Raw genomic sequence first — 15,918 nt, 5'->3', positions numbered from 1 at the left:
CACACCCACCCTTATGCCTATAAAAGACTTTTTCTACTACAACAAGGCCGACAGGCGCGCCATCTTTGCCCTACTATTCATTGCCATTGTGGCGCTTGTCGCCGTCTTCCTGCTCGACACCGAACAAACGACGACCGAGGCAAGCTACGCCCCTTCGTCGCAAAACCATGGCTATAAAGGTCGACATGCAAAAGAAACCACCTATTACAATGTGCCGCAACGACGTATTGAGCGTTTTGTTTTCGACCCCAACACCGCCGACTCCACCACCTTTTTGCGCTTAGGTTTGCAACCCTGGCAGGTGAGAAACATCTACAAATATCGTGCAAAAGGGGGCATTTATCGCACACCTTCAGACTTTGCACGCCTTTATGGACTCACCCAGAAAGAATATCTTTCGCTCAAACCTTATATACAAATTGGCGCAGACTATCAGCCGGCAGCCCATCTTGCCGAAGCCATACGCACAAAAACGCATGGCGATAGCCTTGCAACCACCCATCCCTATAAACTAAAACCTGGGCAAACCGTTGATTTAAACACGGGCGACACCACACAATTTCAGCACATTCCGGGCATCGGTCCCTACTATGCACGGCAGATTGTTAACTATCGCATGCGCTTAGGGGGCTATGTGAAAGTGGAACAGTTAACCGAAATCAATGATTTTCCCAAGGAATCTTTAAAATATTTCGCACTCGAAAACGTTGTGCTATCAAAGCTGAATGTAAACAAATTGTCACTCTATCAGTTGCGCCGTCACCCCTACATCAACTTCTATCAGGCACGCGACATCGTGGAATATCGGCGTCTAAAGGGAAAGTTGAAGCAATTAAATGACTTAAGATTGTTAGAAACTTTTCCTCCAGAAGCCATCGAACGGCTACGCCCTTACGTTGAATTTTAAAAATAAAAAAGTATGAAAAGATTCATGACCTTGATGCTATTTATAGGTATCGCCCTTACTTCACTTGCACAAAAGAATGTTGATGAAATTATCGACCAATATTCTCGAGACAAAGAAGTGCAGTACATTCATTTACCACGCCTATTGATACAAGCTGGTGTTGCGCAGATGAAGACCTCAAAAACTACGGATGTAGCCCGCAATATCAATGACCTTCGCATCCTATTGTTAGATAATTGTCGAAATGGCAAGCGCAAAAAGTTTCGTAAAAAGGTAGAGCGACTCACACAAAACGGCTACCAAGAATTTGCAAAAATGAAAGATGCGGACGACGACATCCTCATTATCGCGCAAGGCAACACTGAGAAAATCAGTGAGATTGCAGCCTTAGTTACAGGCAAAGAAGGCTGCAAGTTTCTACAAATCAAAGGTAACTTTAATACTAAAGATATTAACGCCGTGGTCGATGATGTGCTCAGCATGTGAATAAAAGCATAGCCTTTGTCTTGTAATATCACACAGATTAGCACTCAAAATGGACGCTTTTACTCTACAATAGCAATGCTTTTTCTTTATCATTGCCTGCTCTTTTATCTTTACAAGAGAAGGGTTCACCTTCAACTTCATTACGACAACGACCTTCTTTACGATGTAACTTTATAGTTTAAAAAAGATCACGCAACACTGCAAGCGACTTGATTTCGGGGAATTTCGGCAGATGTAGGGCATAATAATGCAACACAATGTCGCAAAATCGATTACGCTCTGCACGCGACAGCTTAAACAAATGCATGTTGGCATAGTCCATTCGCGCGAGTGTTGCTACCAAGGCTGTGTCTTCAATCGTTAGAAATTGACCATGCAAGGGCAACGTTCTCACATAATACCCATTGCGCATATCAAAATAACAACCACTCACATAATCGTCCAAGTTAGGATAAATCCCTAAGAAGCGCAACAGATGAATCATGTAAACCAAATGGAAATTGGCAAAATTATCGTTGCAACTATCCAACCATTCAATGCTATGAAAAACGTAATCAAACAAGGGTTCGTTAATGGGTTCATGATGCACCACATGCAACGTAAGTTCAGAAAGAAAGAGCGTGATAGACAATTTGTAGGCATCAAAAGGGATAGAAGAGAGTGGAACTGCAAGCCCCACATTCTTTAAATGTTGCAAATCGTTCTTCGGACGATAATCAAACTCTACCTCAAGCAGCGAGAAAGGCTGAAAATATTGCTTTTTCATGGTGCCCTTTGCCGAAGCAGAGGGACGCACAACAAAGGTGACACAGCCACGATTTTGCGTAAACATCTCTACCATCAGCTTGCCTTCGCCAAATTTAAACGCATGCAACACAATTGCTTTTGTCTTGATCATCATCATGAACAAAGGTAGCTCTTATTCCTGAAAAAGCAGCCACTTACCAAAAATATTTCTGCAAATGTTTGGCTATACCAAATTAATGTACTAACTTTGCACCCGCAAAATAAGCGCAATGGTCCCTTCGTCTATCGGTTAGGACGAGAGATTTTCATTCTCTAAAGAGCAGTTCGACTCTGCTAGGGACTACAAATTAAAAAGTAAAGTATTAGCAAAGATGGCAAATCATAAATCATCCGTAAAGAGAATTCGTCAGACAAAGATGAGAACGTTGCACAACAAATATTACGCAAAGACCATGCGTAACGCTGTACGTAAGTTGCGTTCGCTTGCCGACAAAGAAGAGGCTTTGAAGCTTTATCCCGTTGTTCAGGCAATGTTAGATAAGTTGGCTAAAGTGAATATCATTCATGCCAACAAGGCAGCTAACATCAAATCGGGCTTAGCACAGCACATCAGCAAATTGGGTTAAGCATCCATTTGCAATGGTAAGGGTCGTAATTTCTACAGAAGTTGCGACCTTTATGCGTGTCGTATGGTGCAAAGACATGATGCCCGCCCATGCGATAAGTGTTTAATAGCGATGGGACAGGGGCATTTCTTATGGTGTCCAACGTCTTTATATCTGGTGTAGTATTCAAAACAACACATGCTTTCAGCATAAAAGAATAGCGGATATGGAAGTGCATGACAAATTAAAAAACGAGCAAAACCAAATTCAAGAAACAATCAATTCGCTTAAACAGCAAGGAGATTGGGCACGGTTGGAAAAGTTTCTCATGGCTTGTGTTGAGGCATATCCTGAAGAATATTATTTCCTTACAGAATTATCTTCGGTATATTATGTGAAAGGCAATGCAACGGAAGCATTAGCTACATCCCAAAAAGCGATGGCGATTGAACCGAGAGATGTGCTGGTTATCTATCATTATGGAATGGCTTTGTTTCTTAACAACCAATTCAACGAAGCCATAACCCAGTTCTACCGCATACAATGTAGAAAGTTACACACCATTGCATACGGCCAACATGGGGAAGGAATGAAGTGGGCTAAATCTATAGTGAACGACGCAGCGTATATGATTGGCGCCGCATACATGGAAAAAGGAGATTACAAAAAGGCGAAAAAATGGATACAAAGACATCTCTTTCATAGAAGAAGTGGCATTTATAGCGACTTTACCAAAAGGCAAGTGGAAAAGAGGTTGCATACACTTTCTATGCTTTCTTAAATGCGTCCTCTAACTGATTTATTCCCCTTTTTCTTGTCATCTCACCAAGAAAGACTCTGTTTTCTTCTTATTATTCCAAATGTTATGGCACCTTTTCACGCGGTGCCACATGCTTTTTCATGGCAAAAAGTTTTATAATTGCGGCTTTTTCCGTATCTTTGCAGATAAATCACACGATTCAAAACAATGGCAGAAATTCTCAATAACGAGGCCAATTATTCCGCCTCCAATATCCAAGTATTGGAAGGTTTGGAGGCTGTTCGCAAGCGTCCCGCCATGTATATTGGCGACATTAGCGAAAAAGGATTGCATCATTTAATCAATGAAACCGTAGATAACTCTATTGACGAAGCCATGGCGGGTTACTGTACGGACATTGAAATCACCATCAATGAAGATAATTCCGTTACCGTTGAAGACAATGGTCGTGGTATTCCGGTTGACGAACATAAGAAATTACACAAGTCAGCGCTTGAAGTTGTGATGACAGTCCTGCATGCAGGAGGTAAGTTTGACAAAGGTTCCTACAAGGTAAGCGGTGGTCTTCATGGTGTAGGTGTCAGCTGTGTAAATGCTCTTTCAACACACATGCTCTCACAAGTCTATCGTGATGGCAAAATCTATCAACAAGAGTATGAGAAGGGAAAGCCGCTCTATCCTGTGAAAGTGGTTGGTGAAACAACCAAAAGAGGTACACGACAACAGTTCTGGCCCGACCCAACTATCTTCACAACTACTACGTTTAAATGGGACATTGTGGCCAGCCGTATGCGCGAATTAGCTTACCTAAACGCTGGCATTCGCATCACTTTGCGCGATCTTCGACCCAATGAAGAGGGCAAAACACGCGAAGAAGTGTTCCATGCTAAGGATGGATTGAAAGAGTTTGTGCGCTATGTTGACCGACACCGCACCCACTTATTTGATGACGTTATCTACTTGAAAACCGAGAAACAAGGCATCCCTATTGAGGTAGCTATTATGTATAACACCGACTATTCGGAAAATATTCATAGCTATGTCAACAACATTAACACCATCGAAGGCGGCACACATCTCACGGGTTTCCGCGCAGCTTTAACGCGAACCCTGAAGGCATACGCCGATGCAGAGCCATCTATTGCCAAACAAATTGAAAAGGCTAAGATTGAAATTGCGGGGGAAGACTTCCGCGAAGGATTAACAGCTGTCATCTCAATTAAGGTGGCTGAACCACAATTTGAGGGTCAAACAAAGACGAAACTCGGCAACAGTGAGGTCTCAGGTGCTGTGCAACAGGCCGTAGGTGAGGCACTTTCTAACTATTTAGAAGAGCATCCCATCGAAGCGAAGAAGATTTGTGAGAAGGTTGTTTTAGCTGCAACGGCACGTATTGCCGCACGCAAAGCTCGCGAAAGTGTGCAACGTAAGAGCGTGATGTCGGGTGGAGGACTACCTGGAAAGCTGGCCGATTGCTCAAACAAAGACCCAAAGGATTGCGAAATCTTTCTTGTAGAGGGTGACTCTGCAGGCGGTTCTGCCAAGCAAGGTCGCGACCGTTACACCCAAGCCATATTGCCCTTGCGTGGTAAAATCCTCAACGTTGAGAAGGTACAATGGCATAGAGTGTTCGAAGCTGAGTCGGTAATGAACATCATTCAAAGCATAGGTGTGCGCTTTGGTGTTGAAGGAGAAGACGACAGAGAGGCCAATATTGATAAACTTCGCTACGACAAAATCATCATCATGACCGATGCTGATGTCGATGGTTCGCACATCGATACGCTCATTATGACACTCTTTTATCGCTTTATGCCTAAGGTTATTGAGGATGGTCACCTCTATATTGCCACACCACCTCTCTATAAATGTACCTATAAAAAGGTGAGCGAATATTGCTATACTGAGCAACAACGCCAGGCCTTTATCGACAAATATGTGGAAGGAAAAGAAGATGATAAGGCTCTACATACACAGCGTTACAAAGGTTTAGGTGAGATGAATCCCGACCAATTGTGGGAAACTACCATGGATCCTGCACAGCGTTTGCTCAAACAAGTGACCATTCAGAACGCAGCAGAAGCTGATGAAATCTTCTCAATGCTGATGGGTGACGACGTAGAACCGCGCAGAGTGTTTATCGAAGAGAATGCAACTTATGCCAATATTGACGCATAAAACGTATAAAATTGGCATTAACATCCACTCTATAAATACCCTCTCCTCCTTAAAAGAGGGAGGGTATTTTTTAATAAATCAATTTTAAATAACTCCAATAACATACAATGATGAAAAAAGAAATCGCTACTATTTGTGTCGTTATTATTAGTTTGAGTAACTTATCTGCACAACAAACTGCATCAATGCCTAATGGCAGAAGAATTGTTTTCACCGAAGATGTGTACGATCACATCATGCTTTTACAAGGGAAAGCTCTTTCAGGAAGGGTTAAAAGTATGAGGTCTACAGACAATCCCAATAACTATTACACAGAGGACTTCGATAAAAATGGAAATCGATTGACTGAAGATTCTTACATAGATGGCAAGCGATGTATCTATAATCACTACAAATACGACAAGAATGGATTTCTAATCAAGGCCGAATACATGGACAATGGTTACAAATGCTATACCAACTATGAGAATGATGCATTTGGAAACCCGATGAAACGTCTCTATAAAGAGGATGGAGAAAAGGAGATCGCAATATTCAACTATGACTTTAATAAACGGGAAGTAGTGGCAACTGACCCCAATGCTGGGGGCTATTATCCACGCCGCATCTTCCGATTCGATGAGCAAGGCCGCATCGTTTATCGCCAAAAATTAGTGAACGTTGGCGATACTATTACAGATGAATATGCCTATAATGATAATGGACAGCTCGTAGAACACAAGAAAAACATCAGCCAAATTAATCGTAGAGATCAATATAACGAGTCCAATATTGAGACTTACACCTACAATGAACAGGGCTATTGGACCTCTATTGTGAAAAAGTCCGTTTCAAGACGTGTGAATAAAGATATGAAAGATGAGGGACAATCTCATCCTATCACCAAAGTAAGCACTACTCACTATACCCATTATCAATATGATGCACAAGGAAATGTAACGTCGGTTACTATTGAAAATGGCGTTGGATATCGAACAGACACCTACGCTTACACCTATTATGAATAGGCAAAAGAAGGAGACTGCGGCGTGGAATTGGCTGAATAAATTAATTACAAAGTGTGAAAAGAAAGTTCATTTTCAGTACGATTACCTGCATATGGTTCAGTCTTTCAGCGGTGCTGCCACAGACAAATCTGTCGAAAAGTAAGCTAACAGCAATTGACATACAAGCCCAATGTAATCGTTTTAACAGCCCTTTTCTGCCGTGGATTGGTACAAATGCTCCTGATTCCACTTCGCAAGTGTGGTTCAGACGCACCTATATCCATGCACAACGCCCCAAACGTGCATGGTTAAACGTTGCCACAACGGGCTATATTGAGGTTTATGTAAATGGCTATAATGTGTTGAAGAGCAAGCGATGGCCCTACAGAATGCAGCCCAATGACGACCGCCCCCTATATGCTTCGTTAGATGTTACGCGCTTTTTGCAGTCCGATAGTAATACCATTGCCGTATGGTTTAGCCCTGCCTTTCCTCATTTACAAGCACAACAGATTGCCATTTCCTACCATGGTGAGCAGGCAGACGGCACACCTTTTTCCTTCATTAGTGACGATTCGTGGCTTACGCGACATGCAAATGTGGCACTAACCAAAGACTATAGCGAAATATTCCATGCGCCATCGCCCGAAGAACAGCAATGGAATACCAATGAATGTGCTCTTGCTTTATGGCAACCTGCACTGCCATCGCAGCACAAAAGCGCGCAAAGTGGTAGGGATTTCAATCCAATTCGTGCCTCAGAATGCATCACACATATCCTTCAACCCAGCTACTTTGTGGTGCAAGGCGACACCGTTTGCTTCACCTTTCCACAGGCTTTCTACGGCTATGCGCGTGTAACTTTCCGACATGCACGCCCACAACAATGGGTCAATATCAACGGTTTGCACTACTTATGTAGCGGCGAAACCGACGAACAGGCCTATAGAAAATTCACTTTACAACCGATATATTGCCTGTGGATTACGGGTGATAGTGCCTTTAAACCCGAACAGATTGAAAAGGTAGAAGGCATAGAAGTTTGCCCCACCTGGCCCTATAAGTGGCACGATTAAACAGACTATTTTTATAAAACAGCACCATTTTCTTTCGTTTTTTGTACCTTTGCAAGGCAAATCTACATCAGTATGTTACAAAATCAAGATATTACTATCGCTTCAACACTAGAGCTTTATGGCGGAAGTCACATCAATAAAGACTTGTTGTTAATAGAGAACATTGCGAAATTCTCCATGCCTCAGGTATCCAGAAGAGTAGCCTGCCTGTTCCTTGCTGTATGTCGTTCAGGGCAATTCAGCTACACACTCGACACCATTCCCTACCAAATAGAGCCCAACCATATCGTCATTATCAGCCCTGGACAAACGCTTGATGATGCAAAAGTTGCTGCAGATAGCTGTGCTTTTGGCATCATGATATCTGAAGATTTCTTCCAAGAAATCATCGCCAACATACATGAATTATCCAGTCTCTTTATCTTTTCAAAAGCCCATCCTGTTTGTAAATTGCAAGCAAATGAGATGGAAAAGTTAGAAAACTATTTCAGAGCGTTGCATAAAATGGTCGATAATACGACACATCATTTCCGCACAGAAGTGGTGAAATCACTATTCAAAACCATGATTTATGACCTCGGTGACACCATGTTTCGCATTCAAAGCAGTGAAGATCGTAAGCAATATCGCGCCGATAAAATCTTTTCTGACTACATTGATTTGGTCGAAAAGAACTTTAAAGTGCAACGCCGTGTAAGCTGGTATGCGCAACAATTACACATCACTCATAAGTATTTATCAGAGTCTGTTAAGGCTGCCAGCCACCGAACTCCTAATGAATGGATTGACTATTACGTCATCATGGAGATACGTGTGCTACTCAAAACCACCGCAAAAAGCATTAAAGACATCACCGACTTGCTTCATTTCCCTAACCAAAGTTTCTTGGGAAAGTTCTTTAAAGAGCACGTAGGCATGTCGCCTCGACAATATCGCAACCAAGCATAAATAACGCTTTACCACATAGCGAGTCCATGTTTTAAGGCAATGGAGTTGTTCCTACAGACTCTATAAGATAGAAAACAGTTCATCATAGCACAGCAAAAAAATGAATAACGAGCCCTTTTCGTTATTCATTTTTTTTCGTTTCATCTAATAAAGCCTCTATTTCTTCTGCCGCCTGACATAGCTCTTTATACCAATCTTCACCAAAACGATCTATCAAAGGAGCTTTTAAAAATTTGTAAACTGGTAGATTAAGAGCCTCACCTTTTACCACAGCATCTCGACAAATGCGCCATTTATGATAGTTTATACCTACTAATCCTCCTGAAAACTCTTTAGCCCTAATGGGATAAAGTGCACAAGAAATAGGTTTTTTAAACTGCGTTTTACCCCCGCGATAGGCTTTTTCGAGTGCACAAAGACAACAACCTTCATGATCATAGGTAAAGACACAATCCTTCCCTCCTACTATACTCGTCACCAAATCGCCTTCTTCATCCACATAAGCCACGCCCTGCCTGTCGATAACTGCTTGTGCAGAAGCCTTCAAATCGGGCCAAACCACATCCAAAGCTGTTTCTGTTTCGGCTATTTCATCCATACTTATCGGTGCGCCCGCATCCCCCTCTACACAGCAAATGCCATGACATTTATCAAGATTACAACAGAATTTCTCTGTAATAATATCAGGAGAAACCAATACGTTGCCCACCTGAATAATGTGTAAATCCTCTTTGTTCATCGCGTGTTAGAGACTCGACTACCAATCAATCCCTGTCATTCCATGTGACTGAAGATAGGCATTACACTTTGAAAAATGATGATTTCCAAACCAACCTCCACGGTTAGCGGAGAGTGGAGAAGGATGAACAGACTCTAAAATAAGATGCCGTTGTCCATCTATCAAACTGCGTTTGCTTCGTGCATAGCCGCCCCACAGCATAAAAACCAAGTGCTCACGATTCGCACTTAGCGCACGGATTGCAGCATCAGTAAACACACTCCAGCCCAATCCTTGATGACTGTTGGCCACATGAGCTTGCACAGTAAGTGTAGCGTTTAAAAGCAAAACACCCTGCGAAGCCCAACGCGTTAGGTTACCACTCGTGGGCAAAGGCTTCCCCAAGTCAGCCTGAATTTCTTTAAAAATATTCTGAAGTGAAGGCGGAATAGCAACTCCTTCAGGCACAGAAAAGCTCAATCCCATGGCTTGTCCGGGCTCATGATAAGGGTCTTGCCCCATGATTACCACCTTCACTTCATCGAAAGGGCAAAGATTAAACGCATTGAAAACCAACTTCTTGGGTGGGAAACACGGACCTGCTGCATAGGCTTGGCGCACCTGTTCGGCCAAGGTTGCAAAATAAGGTTTGTCAAATTCTGCCCCAAGCTGCTGTTTCCAAGTAGGTTCAATCTTTACATCCATCACTTAAAGATTGTCCGAGATGAGACATTCTCCTGTCATATCAGCAGGTTGTTCTAAGCCCATAATATGAAGAATTGAAGGAGCTACATCCGCCAAACGACCATCTTTCACTGTTGCCGAATTATTGTTTGTCACATAAATAAATGGCACTGGATTCAACGAGTGCGCCGTGTTGGGTGTTCCGTCGGGATTGATTGCATTATCTGCATTACCATGATCGGCAATAATAATCACCTCATAGTCGTTCTTCTTTGCAGCTTCCACAACCTCTTCCACGCAATGATCAATAGCCCAAACAGCCTTTGCAATGGCATGATATACACCTGTATGTCCTACCATATCACCATTTGCAAAGTTCACAACAATGAAATCATAGATATCATCATTGATAGCTCCCACCAATTTATCTTTCACTTCGAAAGCACTCATCTCGGGCTTTAGGTCATAAGTAGCCACCCTTGGTGAAGGAACCAAAATACGATCTTCACCTTCAAAAGGCTGTTCGCGTCCACCATTAAAGAAGAAGGTCACGTGCGCATACTTCTCAGTCTCGGCCGTATGCAACTGACGTTTGCCCAAACGAGAGAGATATTCACCCAACGTGTCCTGCACATTCTCTTTCGGGAACAGCACTTCCACATGCTTAAAGTTAGGATCATACGGAGTCATGCAATAATATTTCAAATCCTTCACCGTTGTCATTCCCTCAGCAGGCATATCCTCTTGTGTCAACACTTGCGTCAATTCCTTCGCGCGGTCGTTGCGATAATTAATGAAAATCACCACATCGCCAGCCTCAATCGTACCGCTCACCGTGCTGTTGTTGATGGGCTTGATAAACTCATCGGTCACGCCTTCGTCATAACTTTCCTGCATAGCCTTCACCAAATCGGTAGCTTGCTTACCCTCACCTTTCACCAAAAGGTCGTAAGCCTCTTTCACACGATTCCATCGTTTGTCGCGATCCATAGCATAGAAACGTCCCACAATGCTGGCAATATGTGCTCCATTCTTATCACAACAAGCTTGCACCTCTTCAATAAAGCCCTTACCACTCTTTGGATCGGTATCGCGGCCGTCCATAAAACAGTGCACAAATACCTGGTCTTTCAAACCATATTCTTTTCCAATTTCGATGAGTTTAAACAAATGGTCGAGCGAGGAATGCACACCACCCGTGGAGGTTAGCCCCATGAGATGCAACTTCTTACCTTGCGACTTAGCATAACTATAAGCCTCAACAATGCCTTTATTCTTTAAAATATCGCCACTTTGGCAAGCCTTATTAATCTTCACCAAATCTTGATATACAATGCGACCGGCACCAATATTCAAATGCCCCACTTCAGAGTTACCCATCTGCCCGGCAGGCAAACCAACGTCTTCGCCCGATGTAAGCAGTTGTGCATGAGGCGAAACAGCATTCAAATAATCTAAATAAGGTGTTGGAGTATTGTATATTACGTCACCCTTTCCATGTTTTCCGATTCCCCATCCATCGAGAATCATCAATAATGCTTTTTTTGCCATAATCTTTATTTTTAATCAAGTTCTATTTCTAATGCCCACAAAGTTACTGCAAACCCATGACATAGCAAAGCTTGCCACCGCATTTTTCATGCATTAAGCGCTCACAGGGCATAAATTTTCAACCCACGAAAGCATTACGATTTGCCAACACACCATGACACATAGCAGGTGCAATCATGCCTTTAAACCGCTGACTGCAAGCCTTCTTTTCAAGCCTTTCCCTCACCTTTCCAACCATTTTCTTTCAGATTGCACGTCAATATCGTATAGATTGCACAGTAATTTGATAGAGATTGCTTCATAAAGTGGTCCACTTTACTGCATAAAGTGATAGGTATTGCGACGACAGCTACATAAATTTATTTTTGAAAAGCATTTTTTGCATATTTCAAATTCCTCTTTCATGGCACAGAGAGAGACTACTTTCCTGCAATTTCTTTTTATACATTAGAGGCACACTCACCCCACATTTAACCTCATCAAGCACACCCTATTTCACAAATAAAAGTAGCTTTCTGCACATTGTGCATTCATGCCATTGAAAAAAGTCGTAACTTTGTAGCAATCTTTTTGCAGACTACACGCCCAAAACGTGCAGGGAAGCCATCTGAAAATTGCGCACATGGCAAAGAAGCGGCGCTTGCTTGCTATCCCAATGCAGAATAACAACCGATAATGATGAAGAATTTTTTAAAAGATTTGCGTAGACACGACCACCCACATGTATTAGGTGGTTTAGATATTTTGAAATATATTGGTCCAGGATTATTAGTCACTGTGGGATTTATCGATCCTGGAAACTGGGCCAGTAACTTTGCTGCAGGTTCGAGCTTTGGCTATTCCCTGCTATGGGTTGTAACGCTTTCCACCATCATGCTTATCGCCTTGCAACATAATGTAGCCCATTTGGGCATCGTAACAGGTTTGTGTTTGAGCGAAGCTGCGGTGAAATATTCGCCAAAATGGGTAGGGAAGCCCATCATTGTGACGGCTATTTTAGCCAGCATTTCCACCTCGTTAGCCGAGATTTTGGGTGGTGCCATTGCACTACAGATGCTCTTTGGCATAGCAATCCCAACGGGGGCAGTGCTCACAACGATAGCTGTGCTCGTGATGTTGTTCACCAACAGTTATCAAAAAATGGAGCGTTCCATCATTGGTTTCGTATCAATGATAGGCCTTTCGTTCATCTATGAGTTGTTTTTAGTAGATATTCAGTGGCCTAAAGCCATTGCAGGTGCTTTTGTTCCAAGTGTGCCTGAGGGGTCATTACTTATCATTATGAGTGTGCTGGGCGCCGTAGTAATGCCCCATAATCTATTCCTTCATTCCGAAGTGGTGCAAAGTAGAGAAATACATTTGAAAGGAGATGCGCGCATTCGACATATGCTAAAATATGAATTTGTCGACACGTTGTTTTCCATGATTGTGGGATGGGCCATCAATTCAGCCATGATTTTACTGGCAGCCAGTACTTTCTTTGCTCATGGTCAGCAGGTAGATGAGTTGCAACAAGCACAGGCAATGCTACATCCTTTGTTGGGAAATAATGCCGCAAACATCTTTGCTATTGCTCTACTCTTAGCAGGAATATCGAGCACTATCACCAGTGGTATGGCAGCGGGTAGCATTTTTTCGGGGCTATTTGGCGAGTCGTATAATGCCAAAGACACCCACTCCATCGTTGGAATCGTGCTGTCATTGGGCGTGGCCCTGCTGCTCATCTTCTTCATTGGCAATGCTTTCCAAGGACTGTTGATTTCACAAATGGTACTTTCTATTCAGCTTCCCTTCACGGTTTTCCTGCAAGTGAGTCTCACTTCTTCTAAACGTGTCATGGGGAAATATGCCAATAGCCGTTTGAATAGTGCCTTCCTTTATTCCTTAGCTGCATTGGTCACAGCGCTCAATATATGGCTGTTGATAGAAAGTATCTGCTAAAGCGTAACATATTCTTTCCACAAAAGAACCAGAAAATAAAACAATGAAGAAATTAGGTAATGAGTTAACACTAATCCTTTTGATGACCGATGGCAACGACTATACGGCACAAGATTTGTGTAAGCAATTGGATTGCACGCGGCGCAACCTTTATTATTATTTGCAATTCTTGCGCGACTATGGTTTTGAAGTACTTAAAAAGGGGGATTATTACCGTCTTTCGCTACAGTCACCCTTCTTTGAACGCTTGAGAATAGCCCTTAACTTTACAGGGAAAGAAGCCGCAACAATATATGAATTAGCGCATGCTTCGGAAACAAAAAAAGCACTATTACAGTCCATACAGAAGAAATTAGCACGTGCTTATGACCTGCGTTTATACACTGATTCGCGCTATAAACGCAAGCAAATACAACACTTAGAGGATCTTTCCACGGCTATTCAAAACCACAAGGTAGTGTGTTTGCACCATTATTCATCGCCTCATAGTCGCACATACAAAGACAGAAAGGTTGAACCTTTCGCGCTATTAAACAACAACCAAGAAGTGCGTTGTTATGAATATGAATCAAAGCGCAACAAAACATTTAAGCTATCACGCATTGGACGTGTAGAGGTGCTTGAAGAAACGTGGACTTGTAAGGCTGAACATCGGCCTTTTTTTACCGACATTTTTGGTTTCTGTGCAGAAGAATCGCATAGCATCTCGTTTACAATGGGGCAATTGGCCTATCATCTTCTGACAGAAGAATATCCGCAATCTCTTCCTTTTATCACTCCCATTGATGACTATCATTGGCGGCTTCAGACACTCGTAGCCAGCTATACTGGCGTGGGGCGCTTTGTCATTGGGCTTTATGACGACATCGAAGTAGAAGGAGATGAAGACTTTAAAGCCTATCTTCATACGCGTATTCAAAAGCTATTACAACATAAGGCATTGTAAAATCTATCATCACTATTATTGAACAAAAGTCCCTTATTAACGATTTTTATAGTCAAAATTGATATTAGTCTTATGTTTAATAGCTAAATTTGCGCATCTTTTATTGATAAAACATTTAGAGTTATGAAAAAATTTAGAAATGCAATTGTATTGCTTGCTGCAGGTGTTTCTTTCGCAGCTTGCCAAAACAACGGTAAAACAGCAGCCAATGCTGGTGCCAATGATTCAACAGCTAATGATTCAGCAGTTACTGATTCTGTAGTTTATGAGGGTACAGTTCCTGCAGCTGATGGTCCAGGTATTAAGTATCAGTTGGCTTGTGTGAGTGACTCTTCAAAGGGTTTCCGCCTCACAACGATTTATCTTCAAGCAGAAAATGGCAAAGATCAAACTTCAGAAAGCAAAGGAAAGTATGAAGTTGTAAAGAAAACTGTTGCTGGAAAAGAAGGTACTTTCTACAGACTTCCTGCATCAGATGGCTCTGGTGAGACCATTTTGAAGGTTGTTAATGACAGCACTTTGCGCTTGGTTAACAGCGATTTCCAGGAAGCTGCTTCAAAATTGAACTATGATTTGAAACTCAAAAAGTAATTGCTTCTTGAATATTAGAATACAAATCATTACATAAAAAGGTTCGCATACTTGTGTATGCGAACCTTTTTTTATGCCCAACTACGCAGCTATTCACCGAAATAGGCAGCTAAAGTCTGCATGGCACTGCCATCATTATTGGGCAAATCTTTAATGATTTCACCCTTTTCCATCAGCAGAATGCGCGATGAAATATCGGCCACAAAGTTAAGATTATGGCTTGATAAAAGTACTAATGTGCCCAATTCTTCATTGATTCGTTTAATAAATTTGCTCACTTGTATTTGTGATGATGGATCAAGGAAGTTGAAAGGCTCATCGAGTATGAGCACTTGTGGATGAATAAGCATTGCGCCAATGATGCCAATCTTTTGTTTATTGCCCTGCGAAAAATCGCGAATGTATTTCTTTTTCCCAAGGATTTCATCGTGCATGAGTGGTGCATAATAAGCCAAACGCTCTTGCAAAGTGGCATCATCAATGCCATAAACGGCTGCAATGAATTGAAAATATTCTTCGGGTGTATAAAGTTCTATGAGGAAACGCCCATCAATAAACGAGCCCGTATATTGTTTCCAAGCCTCTGTCTCATTTACTTTTTTGCCATTACTACACACAAAGCCTTGTGTCGGTTCAATCAAATCGAGAATCAAACGCATGAGCGTTGTCTTGCCAGCACCATTATTTCCCACCAAACCTACTAACTCACCTTGCTTTAAAGTGAGCATAGGAATGTTGACAACCATTGCTTTTCCATACACTTTTTGGAGGAGTTGAATTTGAATATCCATTGT

16 protein-coding genes are annotated in these 15,918 nt (G+C 42.2%); 11 read left to right on the top strand and 5 right to left on the bottom strand.

Annotated elements, in window-relative coordinates; genetic code table 11:
- Positions 1-13: 13 nt before the first annotated feature.
- Both X919_RS0109875 and X919_RS0109870 read left to right on the top strand, forming a co-directional pair.
- The gene (locus X919_RS0109875; protein WP_028899978.1) at positions 14-907 is read left to right on the top strand and encodes a ComEA family DNA-binding protein; all 894 of its coding nucleotides are present in this window, start codon (positions 14-16) and stop codon (positions 905-907) included.
- A 12-nt stretch (positions 908-919) separates the two neighbouring features.
- Entirely contained in the window at positions 920-1,393 is a 474-nt protein-coding gene (locus tag X919_RS0109870) for a DUF4252 domain-containing protein (protein WP_081759456.1), read from the top strand.
- A 178-nt stretch (positions 1,394-1,571) separates the two neighbouring features.
- Here X919_RS0109870 and recO read toward each other — a convergent pair whose 3' ends face one another.
- The gene (recO, locus tag X919_RS0109865) at positions 1,572-2,294 is read right to left on the bottom strand and encodes a DNA repair protein RecO (protein ID WP_028899976.1); all 723 of its coding nucleotides are present in this window, start codon (positions 2,292-2,294) and stop codon (positions 1,572-1,574) included.
- 217 nt (positions 2,295-2,511) lie between these two features.
- Between recO and rpsT the strand changes: the two genes are divergently transcribed.
- From rpsT to X919_RS0109835, 6 genes are all read left to right on the top strand, one after another.
- Complete coding sequence (gene rpsT / locus X919_RS0109860; protein ID WP_028899975.1) at positions 2,512-2,766, top strand: 30S ribosomal protein S20; 255 nt, start codon at positions 2,512-2,514, stop codon at positions 2,764-2,766.
- Positions 2,767-2,971: 205 nt separating this feature from the next.
- Complete coding sequence (locus tag X919_RS0109855; protein WP_028899974.1) at positions 2,972-3,526, top strand: tetratricopeptide repeat protein; 555 nt, start codon at positions 2,972-2,974, stop codon at positions 3,524-3,526.
- Positions 3,527-3,712: 186 nt separating this feature from the next.
- A complete protein-coding gene (gyrB, locus tag X919_RS0109850; protein WP_028899973.1) occupies positions 3,713-5,683 on the top strand; it encodes a DNA topoisomerase (ATP-hydrolyzing) subunit B in 1,971 nt (656 codons plus the stop codon).
- A 107-nt stretch (positions 5,684-5,790) separates the two neighbouring features.
- Complete coding sequence (locus tag X919_RS15680; protein WP_051502500.1) at positions 5,791-6,690, top strand: hypothetical protein; 900 nt, start codon at positions 5,791-5,793, stop codon at positions 6,688-6,690.
- Positions 6,691-6,743: 53 nt separating this feature from the next.
- A complete protein-coding gene (locus X919_RS15210; RefSeq protein WP_253270125.1) occupies positions 6,744-7,745 on the top strand; it encodes an alpha-L-rhamnosidase N-terminal domain-containing protein in 1,002 nt (333 codons plus the stop codon).
- A 72-nt stretch (positions 7,746-7,817) separates the two neighbouring features.
- On the top strand, positions 7,818-8,693 hold the full coding sequence (locus X919_RS0109835) for a helix-turn-helix domain-containing protein (RefSeq protein WP_028899972.1): 876 nt from the start codon (positions 7,818-7,820) through the stop codon (positions 8,691-8,693).
- Positions 8,694-8,814: 121 nt separating this feature from the next.
- On the opposite strand, the gene X919_RS0109830 is transcribed toward X919_RS0109835, so the two are convergent.
- Genes X919_RS0109830 through gpmI form a run of 3 tightly spaced genes read right to left on the bottom strand, consistent with a single transcriptional unit; the run spans position 8,815 to position 11,646 of the window.
- A complete protein-coding gene (locus X919_RS0109830; RefSeq protein ID WP_028899971.1) occupies positions 8,815-9,432 on the bottom strand; it encodes a DUF3109 family protein in 618 nt (205 codons plus the stop codon).
- 18 nt (positions 9,433-9,450) lie between these two features.
- Complete coding sequence (gene ung / locus X919_RS0109825; RefSeq protein ID WP_028899970.1) at positions 9,451-10,116, bottom strand: uracil-DNA glycosylase; 666 nt, start codon at positions 10,114-10,116, stop codon at positions 9,451-9,453.
- A gap of 3 nt (positions 10,117-10,119) precedes the next feature.
- Positions 10,120-11,646, bottom strand: a complete 1,527-nt coding sequence (gene gpmI / locus X919_RS0109820) for a 2,3-bisphosphoglycerate-independent phosphoglycerate mutase (RefSeq protein ID WP_028899969.1) — start codon at positions 11,644-11,646, stop codon at positions 10,120-10,122.
- 678 nt (positions 11,647-12,324) lie between these two features.
- Between gpmI and X919_RS0109810 the strand changes: the two genes are divergently transcribed.
- The 3 genes from X919_RS0109810 to X919_RS0109800 all read left to right on the top strand — a co-directional run bounded on the left by X919_RS0109810 (position 12,325) and on the right by X919_RS0109800 (position 15,124).
- Positions 12,325-13,587 carry an Nramp family divalent metal transporter gene (locus X919_RS0109810; protein WP_028899968.1) on the top strand — a complete coding sequence of 421 codons (1,263 nt, stop codon included), beginning with the start codon at positions 12,325-12,327 and terminating at the stop codon, positions 13,585-13,587.
- Positions 13,588-13,630: 43 nt separating this feature from the next.
- Positions 13,631-14,533: a helix-turn-helix transcriptional regulator gene (locus X919_RS0109805; protein WP_028899967.1), complete on the top strand. Its 903-nt coding sequence runs from the start codon at positions 13,631-13,633 to the stop codon at positions 14,531-14,533.
- 123 nt (positions 14,534-14,656) lie between these two features.
- Positions 14,657-15,124 (top strand): copper resistance protein NlpE N-terminal domain-containing protein, encoded by a 468-nt coding sequence (locus tag X919_RS0109800; RefSeq protein WP_028899966.1) that lies wholly within the window; start codon positions 14,657-14,659, stop codon positions 15,122-15,124.
- Positions 15,125-15,213: 89 nt separating this feature from the next.
- Here X919_RS0109800 and X919_RS0109795 read toward each other — a convergent pair whose 3' ends face one another.
- A complete protein-coding gene (locus tag X919_RS0109795) occupies positions 15,214-15,915 on the bottom strand; it encodes an ABC transporter ATP-binding protein (RefSeq protein ID WP_028899965.1) in 702 nt (233 codons plus the stop codon).
- Positions 15,916-15,918 lie beyond the last annotated feature (3 nt).

The sequence above is a fragment of the Prevotella sp. HJM029 genome (genome assembly GCF_000599605.1).
Lineage (GTDB): Bacteria > Bacteroidota > Bacteroidia > Bacteroidales > Bacteroidaceae > Prevotella.
This window is presented reverse-complemented; position numbering and strand designations above follow the sequence as displayed.

What these genes read in the sequence shown, in the direction of transcription:
- X919_RS0109870 (WP_081759456.1), top strand. Translation starts at nt 920, where the DNA reads ATGAAAAGATTCATGACCTTGATGCTATTTATAGGTATCGCCCTTACT.
- X919_RS0109810 (WP_028899968.1), top strand. Translation starts at nt 12,325, where the DNA reads ATGAAGAATTTTTTAAAAGATTTGCGTAGACACGACCACCCACATGTA.
- gpmI (WP_028899969.1), bottom strand. Translation starts at nt 11,646, where the DNA reads ATGGCAAAAAAAGCATTATTGATGATTCTCGATGGATGGGGAATCGGA.
- X919_RS0109795 (WP_028899965.1), bottom strand. Translation starts at nt 15,915, where the DNA reads ATGGATATTCAAATTCAACTCCTCCAAAAAGTGTATGGAAAAGCAATG.
- X919_RS0109835 (WP_028899972.1), top strand. Translation starts at nt 7,818, where the DNA reads ATGTTACAAAATCAAGATATTACTATCGCTTCAACACTAGAGCTTTAT.
- X919_RS0109830 (WP_028899971.1), bottom strand. Translation starts at nt 9,432, where the DNA reads ATGAACAAAGAGGATTTACACATTATTCAGGTGGGCAACGTATTGGTT.
- X919_RS0109875 (WP_028899978.1), top strand. Translation starts at nt 14, where the DNA reads ATGCCTATAAAAGACTTTTTCTACTACAACAAGGCCGACAGGCGCGCC.
- X919_RS0109855 (WP_028899974.1), top strand. Translation starts at nt 2,972, where the DNA reads ATGGAAGTGCATGACAAATTAAAAAACGAGCAAAACCAAATTCAAGAA.
- rpsT (WP_028899975.1), top strand. Translation starts at nt 2,512, where the DNA reads ATGGCAAATCATAAATCATCCGTAAAGAGAATTCGTCAGACAAAGATG.
- recO (WP_028899976.1), bottom strand. Translation starts at nt 2,294, where the DNA reads ATGATGATCAAGACAAAAGCAATTGTGTTGCATGCGTTTAAATTTGGC.
- X919_RS0109805 (WP_028899967.1), top strand. Translation starts at nt 13,631, where the DNA reads ATGAAGAAATTAGGTAATGAGTTAACACTAATCCTTTTGATGACCGAT.
- gyrB (WP_028899973.1), top strand. Translation starts at nt 3,713, where the DNA reads ATGGCAGAAATTCTCAATAACGAGGCCAATTATTCCGCCTCCAATATC.
- ung (WP_028899970.1), bottom strand. Translation starts at nt 10,116, where the DNA reads ATGGATGTAAAGATTGAACCTACTTGGAAACAGCAGCTTGGGGCAGAA.
- X919_RS15680 (WP_051502500.1), top strand. Translation starts at nt 5,791, where the DNA reads ATGATGAAAAAAGAAATCGCTACTATTTGTGTCGTTATTATTAGTTTG.
- X919_RS0109800 (WP_028899966.1), top strand. Translation starts at nt 14,657, where the DNA reads ATGAAAAAATTTAGAAATGCAATTGTATTGCTTGCTGCAGGTGTTTCT.